Annotated in this window: 11 protein-coding genes; 1 reads left to right on the top strand and 10 read right to left on the bottom strand. The window is 65.6% G+C overall.

Annotated elements, in window-relative coordinates:
• Positions 1–45: 45 nt before the first annotated feature.
• Positions 46–2,367 carry a DEAD/DEAH box helicase gene (locus LVJ94_16370; protein ID WXB10724.1) on the top strand — a complete coding sequence of 774 codons (2,322 nt, stop codon included), beginning with the start codon at positions 46–48 and terminating at the stop codon, positions 2,365–2,367.
• 3 nt (positions 2,368–2,370) lie between these two features.
• On the opposite strand, the gene LVJ94_16365 is transcribed toward LVJ94_16370, so the two are convergent.
• From LVJ94_16365 to LVJ94_16320, 10 genes are all read right to left on the bottom strand, one after another.
• A complete protein-coding gene (locus tag LVJ94_16365; protein WXB08801.1) occupies positions 2,371–3,903 on the bottom strand; it encodes a hypothetical protein in 1,533 nt (510 codons plus the stop codon).
• 65 nt (positions 3,904–3,968) lie between these two features.
• The gene (locus LVJ94_16360) at positions 3,969–5,330 is read right to left on the bottom strand and encodes a hypothetical protein (protein WXB08800.1); all 1,362 of its coding nucleotides are present in this window, start codon (positions 5,328–5,330) and stop codon (positions 3,969–3,971) included.
• Between the two features lie 52 nt (positions 5,331–5,382).
• Complete coding sequence (gene ileS, locus LVJ94_16355; protein ID WXB08799.1) at positions 5,383–9,066, bottom strand: isoleucine--tRNA ligase; 3,684 nt, start codon at positions 9,064–9,066, stop codon at positions 5,383–5,385.
• Between the two features lie 54 nt (positions 9,067–9,120).
• Positions 9,121–9,591, bottom strand: coding sequence for a hypothetical protein (locus LVJ94_16350; GenBank protein ID WXB08798.1), 471 nt, complete (start codon positions 9,589–9,591; stop codon positions 9,121–9,123).
• Positions 9,588–10,589: a tetratricopeptide repeat protein gene (locus LVJ94_16345; GenBank protein WXB08797.1), complete on the bottom strand. Its 1,002-nt coding sequence runs from the start codon at positions 10,587–10,589 to the stop codon at positions 9,588–9,590. Before LVJ94_16345 ends, LVJ94_16350 begins: the two co-directional genes overlap by 4 nt.
• A gap of 18 nt (positions 10,590–10,607) precedes the next feature.
• Entirely contained in the window at positions 10,608–12,674 is a 2,067-nt protein-coding gene (locus LVJ94_16340; GenBank protein WXB08796.1) for a protein kinase, read from the bottom strand.
• Between the two features lie 197 nt (positions 12,675–12,871).
• Positions 12,872–13,111, bottom strand: coding sequence for an acyl carrier protein (locus LVJ94_16335; protein WXB08795.1), 240 nt, complete (start codon positions 13,109–13,111; stop codon positions 12,872–12,874).
• A gap of 58 nt (positions 13,112–13,169) precedes the next feature.
• Positions 13,170–14,000 (bottom strand): acyl-ACP desaturase, encoded by an 831-nt coding sequence (locus tag LVJ94_16330; protein WXB08794.1) that lies wholly within the window; start codon positions 13,998–14,000, stop codon positions 13,170–13,172.
• A 131-nt stretch (positions 14,001–14,131) separates the two neighbouring features.
• A complete protein-coding gene (locus LVJ94_16325) occupies positions 14,132–14,383 on the bottom strand; it encodes an acyl carrier protein (protein ID WXB08793.1) in 252 nt (83 codons plus the stop codon).
• A gap of 160 nt (positions 14,384–14,543) precedes the next feature.
• Positions 14,544–16,232, bottom strand: coding sequence for a fatty acyl-AMP ligase (locus LVJ94_16320; GenBank protein WXB08792.1), 1,689 nt, complete (start codon positions 16,230–16,232; stop codon positions 14,544–14,546).
• Between the last annotated feature and the right edge of the window lie 164 nt (positions 16,233–16,396).

Raw genomic sequence — 16,396 nt, 5'->3', positions numbered from 1 at the left:
GAACGTGGGGTCGATTCGGTTCTCGACCGCTGGTTGAAGAGCAACATGGTGCGGCCGTGCTTCTGCGCGGACGAGCATCTCTCCGGGCAGGAGGCGCACACCGTCCCCTTCCCCGAGGACCTGGACCCTGCACTGCAAGGTGCGCTCCGGCAGCGTGGGATCGGTGCATTGTACACACATCAAGCGCGTGCGTTTTCCTTGGCGCGGGCGCCGCAAGATCGTCCCCACGCGGTGGTGGTCTCCACACCGACGGCGAGCGGCAAGAGCCTCTGCTTCCACCTGCCGATGCTCTCCAGGCTGCGCGAGGATCCAGATGCGCGCGCCATCTACCTTTTCCCGACGAAGGCCCTTGCCCGCGATCAGGAAGCGAGCCTGCAAGAGCTCATGACCCACGCGGGGCTCGGCACCCCGGCCATCGTCTACGACGGCGACACGCCGGGCGACGCGCGACGGGCGGCGCGCGAGCGGGGGCGTGTGCTTTTGACCAACCCGGACATGATCCACACCGGGATCCTGCCGCACCACGCGAACTTCGCGCGCACGTTTCAGAACTTGCGGTACGTCGTCGTCGACGAGATGCACATGTACAAAGGGGTGTTCGGCTCGCACGTGGCCAACGTGCTCCGGCGCCTCCTGCGCATCGCGGCGTTTCACGGATCGCAACCGATCCTCATTGGGGCCACGGCCACCATCGGCAACCCGCGCGAGCATGCAGCGCGGCTCTTCGGCCTTCCCGTGGACGACGTGGCCCTCATTTCCGAGAGCGGGGCCCCGCGGGGCGATCGGCGGTTTTTCCTGTTCAATCCGCCGGTGGTCAATGCGGAGCTGGGCATCCGCGCGAGCTACGTGAAGCAGGCGGTCATGCTCGCGGCCGACCTCGTGCGCGCCAAGGTGCCCACGCTCATCTTCGGGCACTCGCGCAACAACGTGGAAATCATGCTGCGCTACCTGCGCGAGCGCGTGGGGAAAGACGTCGATGCGTCGCGCATCATGGGCTACCGCGGAGGGTATTTGCCCGAGACACGGCGCGAGATCGAGCGCGCACTGCGCGCGGGGGAGCTTTTGGCCATCGTGGCGACGAATGCCCTGGAGCTCGGGATCGACGTGGGCGAGCTCGATGCGGTCATTTGCGCAGGCTACCCGGGCTCGGTGGCGGCCACGTGGCAGCGCTTCGGGCGCGCCGGGCGTCGCGGCGGGCTTTCCATCGCGGTGCTCATCACGTCGAGCGCGCCGGTGGATCAGTACCTCGCGCGCGAGCCGGGGTATCTGCTCGGGGCGCCGGTCGAAGAAGCGCGCATCGATCCGGACAACGTGGAGATCTTGATCCAGCACTTGAAGTGCGGCGCGTTCGAGCTGCCGTTCGCGCGGGGCGAGCGCTTTGGAGGGCTCACCTCGGAAGAGACGGGGGAGGCGCTGGAGTTTCTCGCGAAACGCAACGTGCTACACGAGACGCGCGGCACGTTTCACTGGGCGGCGGATGCGTACCCGGCCAACAACGTCTCGCTGCGCAGCGTCGGATGGGACAACGTGGTCATCGTCGACGTCGCCCGCGACAAGGCGATCGCGGAGCTCGATTGGCGAGGGTCGCACACCATGCTGCACGAGCAGGCCATCTACCAGCACGATGGCGAGTGCTGGCAGGTGGAGAAGCTCGACTACGAGAACCACAAGGCCTTCGTTCGCAAGGTGGAGCCGGACTATTGGACCGACGCCATGACGTACACGAACATCGCCATCCTCGAGGAGAGCGCCCTCGGCCCGGCGACCACGTCGGCAAGCGGGGGCGATTGGCCCAGCGGCTGGGGCGAGGTGAGCGTGGTGGAAAAGGTCGTGGGGTACAAGAAGATCAAGTTCTACACCCACGAGAACACCGGCTACGGCGAGGTGTTCCTGCCCGAGATGCAGATGCACACGACGGCGTTCTGGTTCACCGTCCCCGAGCGCGTGTGCGCCGAAATTGCGGCCGGGCGCGCGGCGGCCATCGATGCGCTGCGCGGCATCGGCATCGCGCTGGAGACGGTGGCCACGTTGGCCCTCATGTGCGATCCGCGCGATCTCGGGACGAGCCTCGGCGATGCGCACGAGGAAGAAGGCGCGGAGGGAACCATGGTGTCGCTTCCGCGTAAAACACGCGGCGGGCCCGCGGCGGGTTACAACCCGACGCTGTTCCTCTACGAGCACGTGCCCGGCGGCACGGGACTCTCGCAGCGCATCTTCGAGCAGCGCGAGACCTTGCTGGCGCGTGCGCTGCGGCTCATCGAGCGATGCCCGTGCACCGACGGATGCCCCGCGTGCGTCGGGCCCAGCGGAGAGACACGCAAGAGCGTCGCGGTCGAGCTACTCCGCCGCGTCATCGCGACGGCCTAGCCTTTACTTGCCGGTCTCCTTCAAGGGGCCCAGGGGCCACTCGGTGAGCAGCGGGATCTTCGCCTTGGGGCCCGATTCGCGAACGACGCGTGCGCACTCGTCGACCGTGAGCCGGCGCGGACCGAAGGGCGAGGCATCCGACGCATCCGAGTCCATGAGCAACGTCGGCGTGTCGATGCCGTAGTCGTCGGGGTGGCCGGGCACGTTCATGAGCACGTGGCCCATTTCGTGGGCCAAGGTGAGGCTGCTGCGGCGGGCGCGAATGCCGGCGCGATCGAGCAGCACCACGTTGCGCACGCTGGAGAGATCGCTCTGGATGAACGACTCGCCGATGCGGCCTCCGCCCGCAAACTGCGGCACGACGATGAGCTCGATGGTCGTGGGATCGCCGTCGTCGATGGCCTTGATCAAGGTGCGCTCTTCCAAGGTTCCGGCCATCGAGTCCATGTCACCGAAGTGCTGCAGCCCGTCGGAGAAATCGACGGCGCCGACGCGCACGCTCAGCGTCGGATCCGTCGAGGCAACCAGCTCCGCCGCGACGAGCTGCCCGCCCTTGCGGCGCAGCGACACGTCCACGCTGCCCATGGCGCCGGGTCCGATGCGCGCATTGGGCGAGACCAACGCCACCAGGCCCGCGCGCGTCGCCGCATCGGCAAACTGGCGCGCCACGCGATCCGCTGAATCGCGCGGGCGCGTCTGCACGACCAGGTTGCGCCCGAGGGCGCGCACACGCACCTCGCCACCGCCCGCGGGAAGGCCCATGTCGTCGCCGAACGCCACGAGGTGCGACGGCGGCGGGTCGATGACGCGCACGTCGAGGGTCTGCGCCGGCCCGAAGGTTACGCCGCACTGGCCCCACACGGCCGACGCCAAGGCCAGCTCGGTGCGGAGGGCCGCGATGGCACCGGCGTCGGTGCTTCCAATGGCGGGCCCGCCACCGGGAACGTTGCGCAACACGAAGGGCCGCAAGGTCGCCCGCAACCGCGGAATCGGCCCGACCGGCGATTGCCGCGGGCCCGCGACCCGAAGCGACGTGAGCTTGCGCCCCTTGCCGGAAACCACGATGGCGCCGCCGACCTCGGCGCGCACCGAGCGCGATTCCACCACGGGGTGCGCGCGATCGATCTCGTCGACCACGAAACGAAGCGGCGCGCTGGCGAAGCAGTGAAGCTTGGAGGACAGCTGCGCGCCGCACGGCACGGGCTCCAGCGCGATCTCGGGGAGGCGGTCGAGCTTCGTCCCCGACGCGGCAATCGACTCGATGCTCAGGGCCGGCGGCGTCGACGTGGAGACAGCGACGACCACGCGCAACGCATCGGGATCGTCGTAGTGCACGTCGGCCGTCGCGGGGGCCCGCTCGGGCGGGGTGCGCTCGAGCGAGGCATGCTCGCGCGCGACGTCGATGTCCTTGCCGGCGCCGTCGCGAAAGACGACCTGCACATCGTCGTCCACAGCGGCGGGCGCCTGCGCGGCGAAGGCCCACGCTGCGATCCCGAAGAACGCGGCGCGCAAGCCCAATCCACGCGACGATGCCATTCTCTAGGAATGTAGCTGGCTCTCTCTACTTGGCCAGTCACTTGGCCCATTCACCTGGCCGGGCCTTACTCGAGCCAGCCCCACTGAATCCATCGCAGCGCCGTCTCGTGAACCAGCGGCCGTTCGGCCGTCAAGGTCACGCCCGAGACATGGCCATCGCTGCCGCTTGGGTTCGCCAGCACGTGCGCCTTGGCCCGAGCCCTCGCCGTGGAGGCCGCGCGCGTGAGCGCACCCCATGCCACGTTTCCAATCGATTTCGAGGCGCTCAGTTCCTCCGCCAGGGGCACGGCCACGTCGGCCATCCCCAGATCCCACAGCGCCGCCGTCGCCAGGCCGCGCAGCTCCTCACGGCGAGGGCCTGCGCCATCGCCATGGGCCGCGTCGACCAGCGCCTGGCGCAGATCGTCACGACCGTGGTCGCGCGCGAGGTAAAGCGCCGCGCGAATCGCCACCTCGTCGGACAGCGGGAGGGCTTTGACGCACGCCTCCAGCATGGGACGGCACAAGGTCGCCCGGGCGCGTGCCAAGCGGAAAAGGAACGTCGTGTCGCGATCGGCGCTGGGCCGGTCGGACAGCCGCGCAATGAGCTCCACCGTCGGCCGCGTTTCGGGCGGCGGAACGGCACCGTCCATGGACGGCTGTTGCACGGCCTCCGTCAGGGCCCAGAGCACCAGCGACCACGCCGCCCGCGCACTGGAGGGGCCGACCTTGGACTTTTCCCGCGCCTCCTCCGCCGGACCGCCGTCGCCCGACTTGGCCGCGACCTCCGCCATCACCAGCCAGCGCCCCAGGTGCCGCTCGGCGCCGCGCAGCACCTTGAGCGCGGGAGAGATGGCCAGCGGCACGGGCTTGGCCCGCGCCAATGGCACCAGCAATTCCGTGCAGAGCGCGATGCGGTGGCTCTCCTTGATCATCGGCGCCAACGAGGTGAGGTGCGCGCCGTTGGACTCCGAGCGCGCCACACGCGCAATCTCCGCGCCGAAGGCCAAGTGCGATTGCCGGGCGGCCGCAAGCTTCGTCAGCACCGGTGCGAGCGAAGAATCGGTGCAGAAGCAGGCCGCGCTCAACGCCGCGCTGGACCCGGCATCTTCCCCACCGAGTGCGCCACGCAACAGCGCGGCCACCCGCTTGTCGTCCGCGTCCGCGAGGGAACGAAGCGACGCCGTGTACAGCTCGCGCTTGAACGCGCTCCGGCGCACCATGATGCCCAGCGCCTCGGCCATCGCGTTGCGGACACTCGCGCTGTACGGAGCGATGGCACGCAATGCGCCGGCCAACTTGGCCTCGTTCGGAGGGCGGCGCTTGAGCGCTCCTTCGACCTCGCCCTCGAAGCGCGCGCGCGTGGCTTTGTCGATCACCTCGGCGCGCGCCAGTTGCGGCTTTCGTGCGACCACCGCGAGTGCAACCTGTTCTCTCCCCTTCCCCACCCTTGCACGATATCAGAGAGACCGAGGGGACCGTCGAACGATCCCCAGGGGGCTAGCCGATTTTCTCGATGGCGATTCCGACCGTCTCGCCGTCGATATCGACCTCGTCGTGCTGCCGGTTGCTCGTTCCAACCTGGACCTCGGCGGCCAAGACTTCCTTCGCGAGTGCATCGCCGTACGTCGCGATAATCTTCGCGAGTCGCTCTCCACCCGACAGCCACAGCTTGATGCGGTCGGTGTATTCGAGCCCCCGGTCTTTTCGTGAGGCTTGCACGCGGCTCTGGACCTCGCGCAAAAATCCCAGATCGCGAAGTTCGTCGTCCAGGGTCGTCTCGAGGACCACCACCCCCACGCGATCGCCGGCGGCGGAAAATCCCTCGTGCGTCGTAAACGCGACCTCGAGATCGTCGATGCAGCAGGTCACACCGGAGATGACGACGCTGCCGGTTCCCACGACCTGTGCGTGGAGAGCCGCGGCGTCTTCGGCCGACGTGTCAGCAAGTACTTTCTTGAGCGTCTGCGCCTCTTTACCGAGACCTTTCTGACCGAGGCTGCGGAAGTTCGGCTTCAGATTGTAGGTCACGTATTGTCGCACCTGGGAGTCCTCGACGAACTCCACCCCGAGGACGTTGAGTTCCTCGCGGATCATCGCCTCGTAGCGTGCGAGTCGTTTGCGCAACCCGACGTCGCTCACGATGACCTTGGCGCTTCGCAGCGGCTGGCGCACCTTGAGCTTGGCCTGCGTGCGCACCTGCAGACCGAGACTCACGACGTCGCGCACCGCGTACATGGTGGAGCGGAGCTCGTCGTCGAAGGTCGCCGGCGGCTCCGGGTAGGACGTGAGGTGGATGCTCGGCGGCACGGAGTCGCCTTTGCCATGGAGGACGGCCGGGCGCACCACCAGGTTTTGGTACATCGCCTCCGTCACGAAGGGTACGAACGGCGCGAGCAGGCCGGCCGTCTGCACGAGGCACTCGTAAAGCGTGGCATAAGCACTCGCTTTGTCGTTGTCCCAGCCGCTCTTCCAGAATCGGTCGCGGCTCCGGCGCACGTACCAATTGGAGAGCGCGTCCACGAGCTCCACGATGTACTTCGTCGCCTCGAAGAGCTGGTACGCGTCCAGCTTGTCGCGGGCGTTCTTCGTGGTGTAGCCGACCAGGTCGAGCATCCAGCGATCGAGCTCACTTCTTTCGGAGAGCGCCGGGCGCGGCGCCGCCGGGTCGAATCGGTCGATGCTGCCGTAGATGGTGAAGAACGAGTAGACGTTCCTCAGCTTGATCAGCGTCTCCTTCTGCAACGTGCGCACGTTGGAGAGGGAGTGGCGCGTGTTGCTCCACGGCGGGTTCGACGCATAGAAGAACCAGCGGAACGCGTCCGCGCCGGGCGCCGACGACGAGGGATCCTCGACGGCGATGCGCTCGTCGGCCGGAAGTCGGGGCACCTCCACGGGCTGTACGTCGGTCTTGGCCGTGGGCTTCACGCCGAGTTTCGCACGGTCGTCCGGGTGCAGCACCACCACGCGCCGGCGCAGCTTCTTGCCGATCTCGATTTTCAGCTCGAGACGCTCGCCTTGGCCGTCATGGCGGTACACGTGGACGACCGCGCCCGCCTTCATATCGAGCCCCTCGAGGTCTTCGCGCGCGATGTACGCCGTGCCTTTCGCCGGCGTGACACCCAGCTTCGGATCCGCGCCATCGAGCACGCCGAACTCCATGCTGACCGAATCGAGGATGACTTCGGGCGGCGTGTAGTTGCCCTTGGATTTGCTCTCCTTCTTGCCTTCCTTGTCCGAGATGTGCCCGAGGACGATGCACGTCTTGTACGGATGCGGGTAGGTGCGAGCCTCCAGGCCGAGGCGCTTCTGGCATTCCTCGTCGAAGACCAAGGTGGAGATCATCAGCAGCGTGTAGAACCAGCCGCGCGTCTGATCGATGGCTTCGGAGATGAAGTCCGCGGGGAAGCTCTTGGCGAACTTGTCGTGGCCCTTGTGCGGGTAGCCCCACTGCGCGAAGGGCATCGAGCCGGAGTCGAACCAGCAATCGATGACCTCGGGCACGCGGCGGTACGTTCCCTCCTCGCCCGGATTCTGCCAGGTGACCTGGTCGATCCACGGCTTGTGCACGATGAGGTGCGGGCTGAGCGACGGGTCCTTCTTGCGCGCATCCTCGAAGTGATCGAACGCGCGCGGGTTCTTCTTCAGGATCGCGTCGACCGAATCCGGAGCCTCGAGGTTCCCGGTCTTGTCATTGATCCAGATGTTGAGCGGCGTGCCCCAGTAGCGCTCGCGCGACAGGGCCCAGTCGACGTTGTTGGCGAGGAAGTCGCCGAAGCGGCCTTCTTTGATGTGCTCCGGCAACCACTCGATGGTGCGGTTGTTCGTGATGGCGTTGCGGATCTTCTCCGTGGTGCGGATGTACCAGGCGGGACGCGCATACTGGATGAGCGGGTCCGAGTCCGCGCGCCAGCAGAATGGATAATCGTGGCGATACAGCTCGGCATGGACCAACAGGCCGCGGGTGCGGAGTTCCTCTTGGATCTCCTTGTCGCAGTCTTTCACCCAACGGCGCGCGTACTTCGTGAGCTCGTCGATGAAGGTGCCGTCCGGCTTCACCGCGCAGAGGAGCGGCAACGCCTCGGCCTGGTCGCGCGGGAGCGCGTCGAGCACCTTGCGATGCGTTTGGAAGTCGTCCTCGCCGAACGCGGGCGCCGTGTGGACGATGCCGCTGCCGGTGTCCAAGGTGACGTAGTCCGCGGCCATCACGGTCCAGTACGGCGTGCTCGTGCCGAGCGTCTTGGCGTACAGGTCGAAAGGCGGCGTGTAACGCGCGCCCACGACGTCGACCCCAGGGAACTCGCGCTCCACCGTGAGCTCCGTCTTGAGCTTCTTCGCGATGCCCTCGACGAGGTCCTTCGCGAGCACGTAGCGGGCGCCATCTTCCCTTCGGGCCACGACGTACGTGTGCTTGGGATGCACGACCGAGTAGGCATTCGACGGCAAAGTCCACGGCGTGGTCGTCCACACCAGGAGCGAGGCATCCTTCGGGATGATCACCGCGCCGTCTTTGCGAACGTCGTCGGTCAGCGGGAAGCGCACGAGCACGCTGGGGTCATCGACCTCTTTGTAGCCGAGGCCGACCTCTCCGGCCGAAAGCGCCGTTCCGCCCTGCGCCCACCACCAGACGACCTTGTGGCCTTGGTAGAGGAGCCCCTTCTTGAAGAGCTCGGACAGGGCCCACCAGACGCTCTCGATGTAGCTGCGGTGGTAGGTGACGTAGGCGTCGGGCAAGTCGACCCAGAAGCCGACGCGCTCGGTCATCTTGCCCCATTCGTCGGTGTAGCGGAACACCGAGTCGATGCACTTCTTGACGAAGGGCTCGACGCCGTACTCTTCGATGGCCGCCTTGCCGTGGATGCGCAGCTCTTTCTCGACCTCGACCTCGACGGGCAGGCCGTGCGTGTCCCAACCGGCTTTGCGGGCCACGTGGTAGCCGCGCATGGTCTTGTAGCGCGGGAAGATGTCCTTCATCACGCGCGTGAGCACGTGCCCGTTGTGCGGCAGGCCATTGGCAGTGGGCGGGCCCTCGTAAAAGACCCAGGGCGGACGCTGCGCGCTCTCCTCGAGCGAACGCTCGAAAATCCGCTTCTCCTTCCACAGCTTGAGAATCTCCCGCTCTTCTTTGGGGAAATTTAGCTCTTGGGGCACCTTTTCGAACATCTCAGGCAAACGCTCGGACATGGGGCCGCGCACTTTAGCGCATTTTGGCCACGTCGAACCGTCGGCCTGAGCGAGCTAAGCGTCGGGGCCGGCGTCGCGGCCGTTGACGGCGTCGTCGCAGCGACGGATGTCGCCCATCTCGCAACCTGCGTCCTTCGTGCAATTCTCGCAGGTGCTGCGGCAACCGAGTTTGCACGAGACTTCCGCATTGTCGCACTCGGCTTGGCACGGCCGCGGGTTGAGGAGCGGGCAGTTCTGGCGGCAGCGCTCTTTGGTCGACGAGCAGTTGCTACCGCAGGCGCCAGCCTCGGTCAGGCACTTGGGCGGCGGCTTCGCGGTGCACGTGGGCAGGTTGGCGTCGACGTCCTGCCCGGCGTCCTCGCTGCCCGGCCCAGTGTCGTTGTTGTTCGCTTGGTCGAGGCTCGCGTCGAATCCTCCCTCGATGGGATCGAAGGCGTGGAAGTCGTACGAGCAGGCGGCGCCGGCCAGGACGCCGAAGACCGCGAAGGCGGCGAGAAGGCGGCGGTGCTTGGTCCGCGCTTTCATAGTGCACCGCGGATCGAGATGCCCGTGCCGGTGGTGGTCACCATCAGCGTGCTCGTGCTCGAGTTCTTTTTGCTCTGGCCGATGGCAAAGAGCGTGATGCCCGTGGCCACACCGACGGCGCCCACCACGAGGCCGATGTTGGCTACCGTCTGCATGGTGTTGCCGTGCGAAATGTCGTCGCGGACGTCCTCGCGGCAGCGCGTGCCGCCGCAGCGGGAGTCCAGATCGTCGTACGTCGATTTGGCGCTGAGCCCTGCGATGGCGAAGGTCGCGAACCCCGCGACGCCCACGCCCGCGGCCACGAAGGAAAGCGTGCGCAAGGTCTGCCCCGAGTCCCTCGTGGGCTCCGTTGGGCCTCCCCCAGGGGACGCGGGCGCGGGTGGCACGTCGATTTGGACGCTCTCGCGGCCGCCCCGGGCCACGGTCACCGAGCGACGGGCCACCTCGGCACCTTGCCGCTCGACCACGATTTCCACGGGGCCCGGCAGCACGGGCCACGCTTCCGAGCTCGCTCCGCGCACCTTCTGCCCGGCCACGCGAAGAAGCGTGGAATCATCGGCGCCATTGAGCTGAATCGTCACGAACCCGAGCTCGGGCTGAATGCCATCGCGCTCGGCCGCAGCCTCACTCGCCGTGAGCTTGTAGCGACCGTCCGACGCCGAGGCCTCCCGGGCTTCGGTGGCCGCCCGCCCGAACTCGATGTACGCGCCGAGCAGATCGCCCGAATTCTGCAAGCAGCGCCCCACGTAGAGGCGCGTGTTCGGGCTGTTCACCACCGCGAGGGACGCGCGAAACGACTCCAGTGCCTCGCGGTAATTCTTTTGGTCGAAGCGCTCCTTCCCTTTCAGAAAGAGCGATTGGGCCTGCTCGCGCTCGAGCGGCGAGGCGGCGGCGGGCGGAACTCCATCGGCATGCGCCGTTGCCGCGCCCGCGGTGAGCGCAATCATGGTGAGCATGGCGGCCGTCAGCCGCCGAAGGCAACGAAAGCAAGAACGCATGTTTTCAGTTCCGTAACGCTAAATCCCCTGGGGGTTGAACTTCTGCCGCCCGTCCGTTTGCCCCTGCGTTGCACTCGGCTCGGGAGCGGGCGAAGTCGTTGGAGAAGCTGCAGCCGGCGCGGAGCCGGATGCACCTGACGGCGGCGATCCCTCCGAAGGCGACGGACGCGCCCCACCGTGGCCTGCCACGGGCCGCGGGCGTCGTGCCGTGGAGCGCGCCCCCTCTGGCACCAGCTCGATCTCGGTCGCCGGCTGCTTCGCCGCGGGCGCCGGCTCGGCCTCCGCCGACGGCGCCGACTCCGCAGCCGCCGTCGGCGCGACGGATTCGGCGTTGGTAATCTCGGCTCGGACAGGTGCAGGCGGTGCGGGCGCCGCCGAAGCAACGGGCACCACGTTCACATTGGATGCGGGTGCGGCTTGGCCGGTCCCGGGCTTCTGCCCGCGGCCGAGCCCATACCCGAACACCAGCGCCGCGGCCACGGCCAGCACCACGCCGGCCCAAACGACGGGCCGGCGCTCGCGCCGATCCTCGAAGAGCGACTGCCGGGCTGGAGGCGCCGCCGGGGGCGGAAACGACGACTCGGCCGGTGCCGTCGTCTCGGGGGCCGACTCACGCTTCTCGCGCGCCTCCAGCTTCCCTTGCCCCTGCCCCTGTTCCTGCGAGGTGCGATGCAGCACGGTCTCCGCCGTCCCGCTCACCACCCCGTCGTCGTTTTCGTCGTCGTCGTCGTCATCTTCGAATTTGCGCTCTCCGTCGTCGAAGCCGGGAGGAGGATTGCTCGCCTTGATGGCTTCCCGTTCGTCCGTCGGATCGCCGCCCATCCAAAACGACTCGCGCGACTTCTCGTCGATGATGAGAGTATCGTTCGGCGCAAGAATCGGAGCCAGCGCGGACAGGTTCTCGTCCTGATCCATCGCGGGCAGACCATCCTCGTCGCCCCGATCCATCGGCGGAGGCGCGGACGGGATCGGGCTGCGCGACGAAAACTCGTCCGCGTCGACCAGCGACGGCAAGTAGATGCGCGCCGGCGGTGGCGGCAGCGGCAAGGGCACGGAGCCCGAGCCAATGTCCGGCAAGGACGGGCGCGAGCGCATCGGCGCAATGGTCGCGCGCGACGCCGTGAGCGGGAGCGGCGCGCTGAAGCCCAGCTCCGCGCGGCGTTCGCGGATGCGGTCGCCCGAGACCTCTTCGACGAAGCCGGCCACGTCCTTCACCGTGGAGCGCGTCTTCACTTGCTCGCCCGCCGCGGCGAACACCGCGCGCATGGCACGGGCCATCTGCTCGGCGTCTTTGTAGCGCTTGTCCGAAGGCGAAAGCGCACGCTCGACGATGGGGATCAGCGCCTTGGCCCAGCTCAAGTCTTCCTGCGGGATCCCCTTCGGCGGCCCCTTGTCGAACTCCTTGAGCAGCAGCAGCGGCGCGTTGGTTTGCACCGCGAGCCGCTTGCCCGCGAGCACCTCCCAAAGCATCACGCCCACGCCGAACACGTCGACACTCGGCTCCGGGCTGCGCGTCGGATCCAAGAGCTCCGGCGCGATGTACCCGAGCGTTGGACTCGCCGGGCTCACCTGCTCCGGGAACAGGTTGCACACGCGCACCAGGCGCGCTCGCCCGTCGGCGCAGACGATGACATTCCGCGGTGTCACCCCGCCGTGCACGATGGTCGTGTCGTGCGCACGCGCAAACTCGTGCAGCGCGGCCAGACCCTCGATGACATCCGAGACAATCGCCAGCTTCAGCGCGAAGGAAAACGTGTCGAAGCTTTTCTCACGACCGGCCGGCATCAGCTTTCCGTAGCTGTCGCCGTCGACGAACGCGCTGACCACGAGCACTTCGCCGGAGGAGACCACCACGTCCCGCACCGAGGCCAAGTTGGGATGATAAAGCTCGGTCAGAATCTGAACGCTGCGCGCGGCCTCCGCGAGCGACGCTTCATCCTCGGCGTCCGCTGCGATGTCCGTCGCATACCGTTCGATCGCCACCAGCTCGGACGCCCCATCCACCCCCTCGCAACGAGCCGCGTACGTCGGCGCTTCGCGATCGTTGAGCTCTTGGAGCAACGTGTACTTACCGACCGATGTCACCCGCACGATTCTACATGGCCGCTCCATGCGAATCGAGGTGATACGGGCGAAAAACAGTTCAGATTCTTTCTACTTGAGACCGTTCAGCTCCCGGTCTTTTCGGCATCGTTCGGGGCCCGTACCCGAACCAAGCCACCTAGCTACGATACGACCCTCTTGGGGGCGTGGGGCGGCGGAGCCCCCCACAACCTGACCGATCAAGTGCCCGAGAGCTTACTGCTTACCAGCTCGTACGACTTGGTGAGCGTAGTGATCTCCTGAAGTTCCGTATCGTCCACCTTGATCTTGTACTGCCGCTCGATCGCCGCGACGATTTCGACGCCCATCATCGAATCGATGCCGAGGTCCTTGAAGGCCGCATCGTCCGGGATGTCGTCCACTTCAGAAATCTCGGAGATAAGCGCCCTCAGTTCGTCCTTCAGATTCTCGTTCGCCATCGCTCTGTCTCAATCGTTCAATCGCTCAGTCGTTCTTCCAAGTCTTTATGCTTCTTGGCTATTCCGCCGCCGACACGCATTGAATGCGCGCGCGCTCGGCCCAGGCTGCCTCTTGCAGCTCTTGTCGGGTCACGCCGAGATATTTCAAGACCGGGAAAAATACTTTTTGGAAGAAGACCGCTCGGTCGACCTTGCCCTCTTCGCGCATCACGGCGATGCGGTCGTCGTAGTTCGGGACGATGCCGACCCCGGGCATTTCGAAGTTTTTCGCCACGTGGGAAATATCCACGAGCGTGCCGTGACGATCCTCGTCGAGCAAGACTTTGACGACGTCTTCGTAGAAGCGGCAGTGCGCGATCTCGTCACGCGCATTCAAGCGGAAGATCGCAGCGAGGCAGTCGTCGCCTGCAGCCTTCGCACGCTGCTCTTGCTTCACGTAGATGACGAACGTCGACATCTCTTGGAAGCATCCGTAGATGGTCATCTGGCGGGCCGTGTGGAACGGCAGCTTCCAGGAGACCTCCATCAAACGGTTTTGCAGCTCGAACATTTGCTGCGGCGTCCGTCGGCCGGAGCGCATCAGGTACTCCATCAGCGCGAGGGAGTGCTTGGACTCCTCGTACGCCCAGTTCGCCGAGAACCAGGCTTGACCGAAGTACGGACGGACCACGTTCAGCCCTTGCGAAACGTAGTCGGGCAAAAAGCTTTCGACGGCGCAGAAGGTCTCTGCCACCGTGATGAGCGATTCGGGCGTGTTGTCGCTGATGCGATCGTACGGAACGTCACGGAGGGGATTCCACCGGCGCTCTTGCTCCGCCTTGTCGAAGAACTCCTTGTACATGCGGTAAAGGCGTTCTTGTCGCTCGTGATGTTTGGTCGGATCTTTCACGTCACCCTGCTCCCTAGTGCATCTCCGCCCATAAGTACCCGTCTGCCATCTCCACGTTCATGACGTCGTGCCGACTTCGTGAACATGAAGCCCACGGGCTTCGAAAGCGCTCACCTTGAGACGTGGCAGGCTCAAACGCCTTGCCGCTTTCGTTCCACGAGCTCGATCAAATCTTTGACCGTTTGGATTCCGGCGAGAGACTCGTCCGGAAGCTGAATCTTGAGCTGCCGCTCCATCGAGCCAACGATCTCGAGCATTCCCAGGGAGTCGATCCCGAGCTCGCTGATGACCGTGGTCTCCGAAATGTTGGAGAACTCCTTTTCCACGATCTCGGTCGCGGTCTTTGAGAACAACTCCAGGAGCTCTGCCCGACTTGACGCCATGTCTGTTTTCCTTCTCCGATAACTCCGGCCTCGCGCGCCACGCGATGCGGCCGTTTGGTGGATGAACGTTTTAGCTGTCTTTTGATGCGAAAGGACAAGCTATTGGCATGCGTAGTCTTTTTGCCCTCTGCGTAAACGGCTATGCGCCGCCACGCCGGCCCTATTGAGGACCATCCTGCGCACCTTCCCCGCCATGCGATTCGGAGGGGTTGGCCGCATTCGCCCGCCCGGCCTTCGGCAGTGTCCCTTCGAGGAACATCTGCTTCGTCTTGCGACGTTGCGGCTTTCCGCTCGATGTGCGGGGCAGCATCCCTTGCGGGACGATTTCGACCTTGTGAACGGAAAGGCCAATTTGGCCTGCGACCGTGGAAGTGATTTGTTCCAACAGTCCTGCTGCGTCGCTCTGGAAGGCTTCCGCGCAGATCACCAACTGCTCTTCGCCATCCACATCGACACTGAACGCCACCACGTTTCCGCGGCGAATGCCCGGGAGCTCGCTCACTGCCCACTCGATGTCCTGCGGGTAGTAGTTGCGGCCCCGAATGATGATGATGTCCTTGATACGACCGCAGATATAGACCTCGCCGTCGATCATGTATCCGAGGTCGCCCGTGTGCAGCCACGTCTCGCCGTCGTGCTGCTTCCACGACTGCGCGGTGAGTTCCGGCTCTTGGTAGTAACCGGGCGTGATGCTCGGTCCGCGCGCAATGATCTCGCCCACTTCGCGATCGGCGAGACGTTTCCCGTGCTCGTCCACGATGGCAATCTCGTGATCGGGGAAGGCATGACCGCAGCACACGAGCTCCTGATGGCCAGTGCTGTCGCCATTCTTGCCATTTTGAGAAAGGGGCGTCGCTTTGCCCTGTTGGAGAGCGCGCGAATCCACCGTGTCGGTGCGCATGCCGGTCATGTGCTTGACGAAGGTGACCGCGAGGGTGGCTTCTGCCATGCCGTAGGACGGCAAGAAGGCGCGCGGATCGAACTTGGCGGGCTTCAGCTTCTCGGCGAAGTCGTGAAGCGTTTTGGACTGAATCGGTTCGGAACCGCTGCCGGCGATTTTGATGCACGAAAGGTCGAGGCCCTGCACGTCTTTGTCCTTTAGACGTTTGGCCACCAAGGCATAAGCAAAGTTCGGCGCATACGTGATGGTGCCGCGGTGCCTATGGATGGTGTCGAGCCATACGCGGGGGGCGCGAACGAAACTCGCCGTCGGCAAAAAGACGACCGGGATGTCCGTGAAGAGCGGGGCGATGACGAAGCCGATGAGCCCCATATCGTGGAACAGCGGCAGCCAGCTCACGCCCTTGTCGACCGACGAATCCTTCGCCAGGCCGTGGATCATGATGGCCTCGCTGTTGGCCGCGAGATTTCCGTGGGTGACGACCACGCCCTTGGGCCGCGAGGTGCTCCCAGATGTGAACTGGAAGAAACAGGGATCAGTGGGCGAAATTTTCACATGGTCGATCGCGCCAGGGGCCGGACCGTCCAATTCGGACACCGAGAGGATGCTCTGCAGTCCCTCGACCTTGTCCTTGACCGGCTCGACGAACGGACGGGTGTTCGTCGTGGTGAGCAACAGCGAAGCGCCCGACGCACGCGTGATATGCGCGACCGTGTCGTGATAGCTCTCGACGTTCTTGAAGGACAATTGCGGGTACATCGGCACGGGCACGAGACCCGCGTAAATGGCGCCCAAAAACGAGAGAACGAACTCGTCGCTCTCCGGAATGACGAGCGCGACGCGGTCGCCCTTATTCAGCCCTCGCGACAGCAAATGCGCGGCGCGGCGCGTTGCTTCGGCGTTGATTTCTGAAAAGGAGCACAGACGCTCTTGTCCGTCGGGTCGCACGAACACAAAACCGCGCTTGTCATCATTGCCTAGCGAACGAACTGCTTCCACGAGCGTGGGGGCAACGAAACGCGGGCGGTACGACGAAAACGGGTTTTGAGCTATGGGGCTTTGCATTCGACAGTCCTGGTCGCCATCGGCAAGTTCGACGCCGAGGGATTCAG

It is taken from the genome of Sorangiineae bacterium MSr11367 (genome assembly GCA_037157805.1).
Lineage (GTDB): Bacteria > Myxococcota_A > Polyangia > Polyangiales > Polyangiaceae > Pendulispora > Pendulispora rubella.
This window is presented reverse-complemented; position numbering and strand designations above follow the sequence as displayed.

What these genes read in the sequence shown, in the direction of transcription:
- LVJ94_16370 (WXB10724.1), top strand. Translation starts at nt 46, where the DNA reads ATGGTGCGGCCGTGCTTCTGCGCGGACGAGCATCTCTCCGGGCAGGAG.
- LVJ94_16365 (WXB08801.1), bottom strand. Translation starts at nt 3,903, where the DNA reads ATGGCATCGTCGCGTGGATTGGGCTTGCGCGCCGCGTTCTTCGGGATC.
- ileS (WXB08799.1), bottom strand. Translation starts at nt 9,066, where the DNA reads ATGTCCGAGCGTTTGCCTGAGATGTTCGAAAAGGTGCCCCAAGAGCTA.
- LVJ94_16350 (WXB08798.1), bottom strand. Translation starts at nt 9,591, where the DNA reads ATGAAAGCGCGGACCAAGCACCGCCGCCTTCTCGCCGCCTTCGCGGTC.
- LVJ94_16345 (WXB08797.1), bottom strand. Translation starts at nt 10,589, where the DNA reads ATGCGTTCTTGCTTTCGTTGCCTTCGGCGGCTGACGGCCGCCATGCTC.
- LVJ94_16335 (WXB08795.1), bottom strand. Translation starts at nt 13,111, where the DNA reads ATGGCGAACGAGAATCTGAAGGACGAACTGAGGGCGCTTATCTCCGAG.
- LVJ94_16325 (WXB08793.1), bottom strand. Translation starts at nt 14,383, where the DNA reads ATGGCGTCAAGTCGGGCAGAGCTCCTGGAGTTGTTCTCAAAGACCGCG.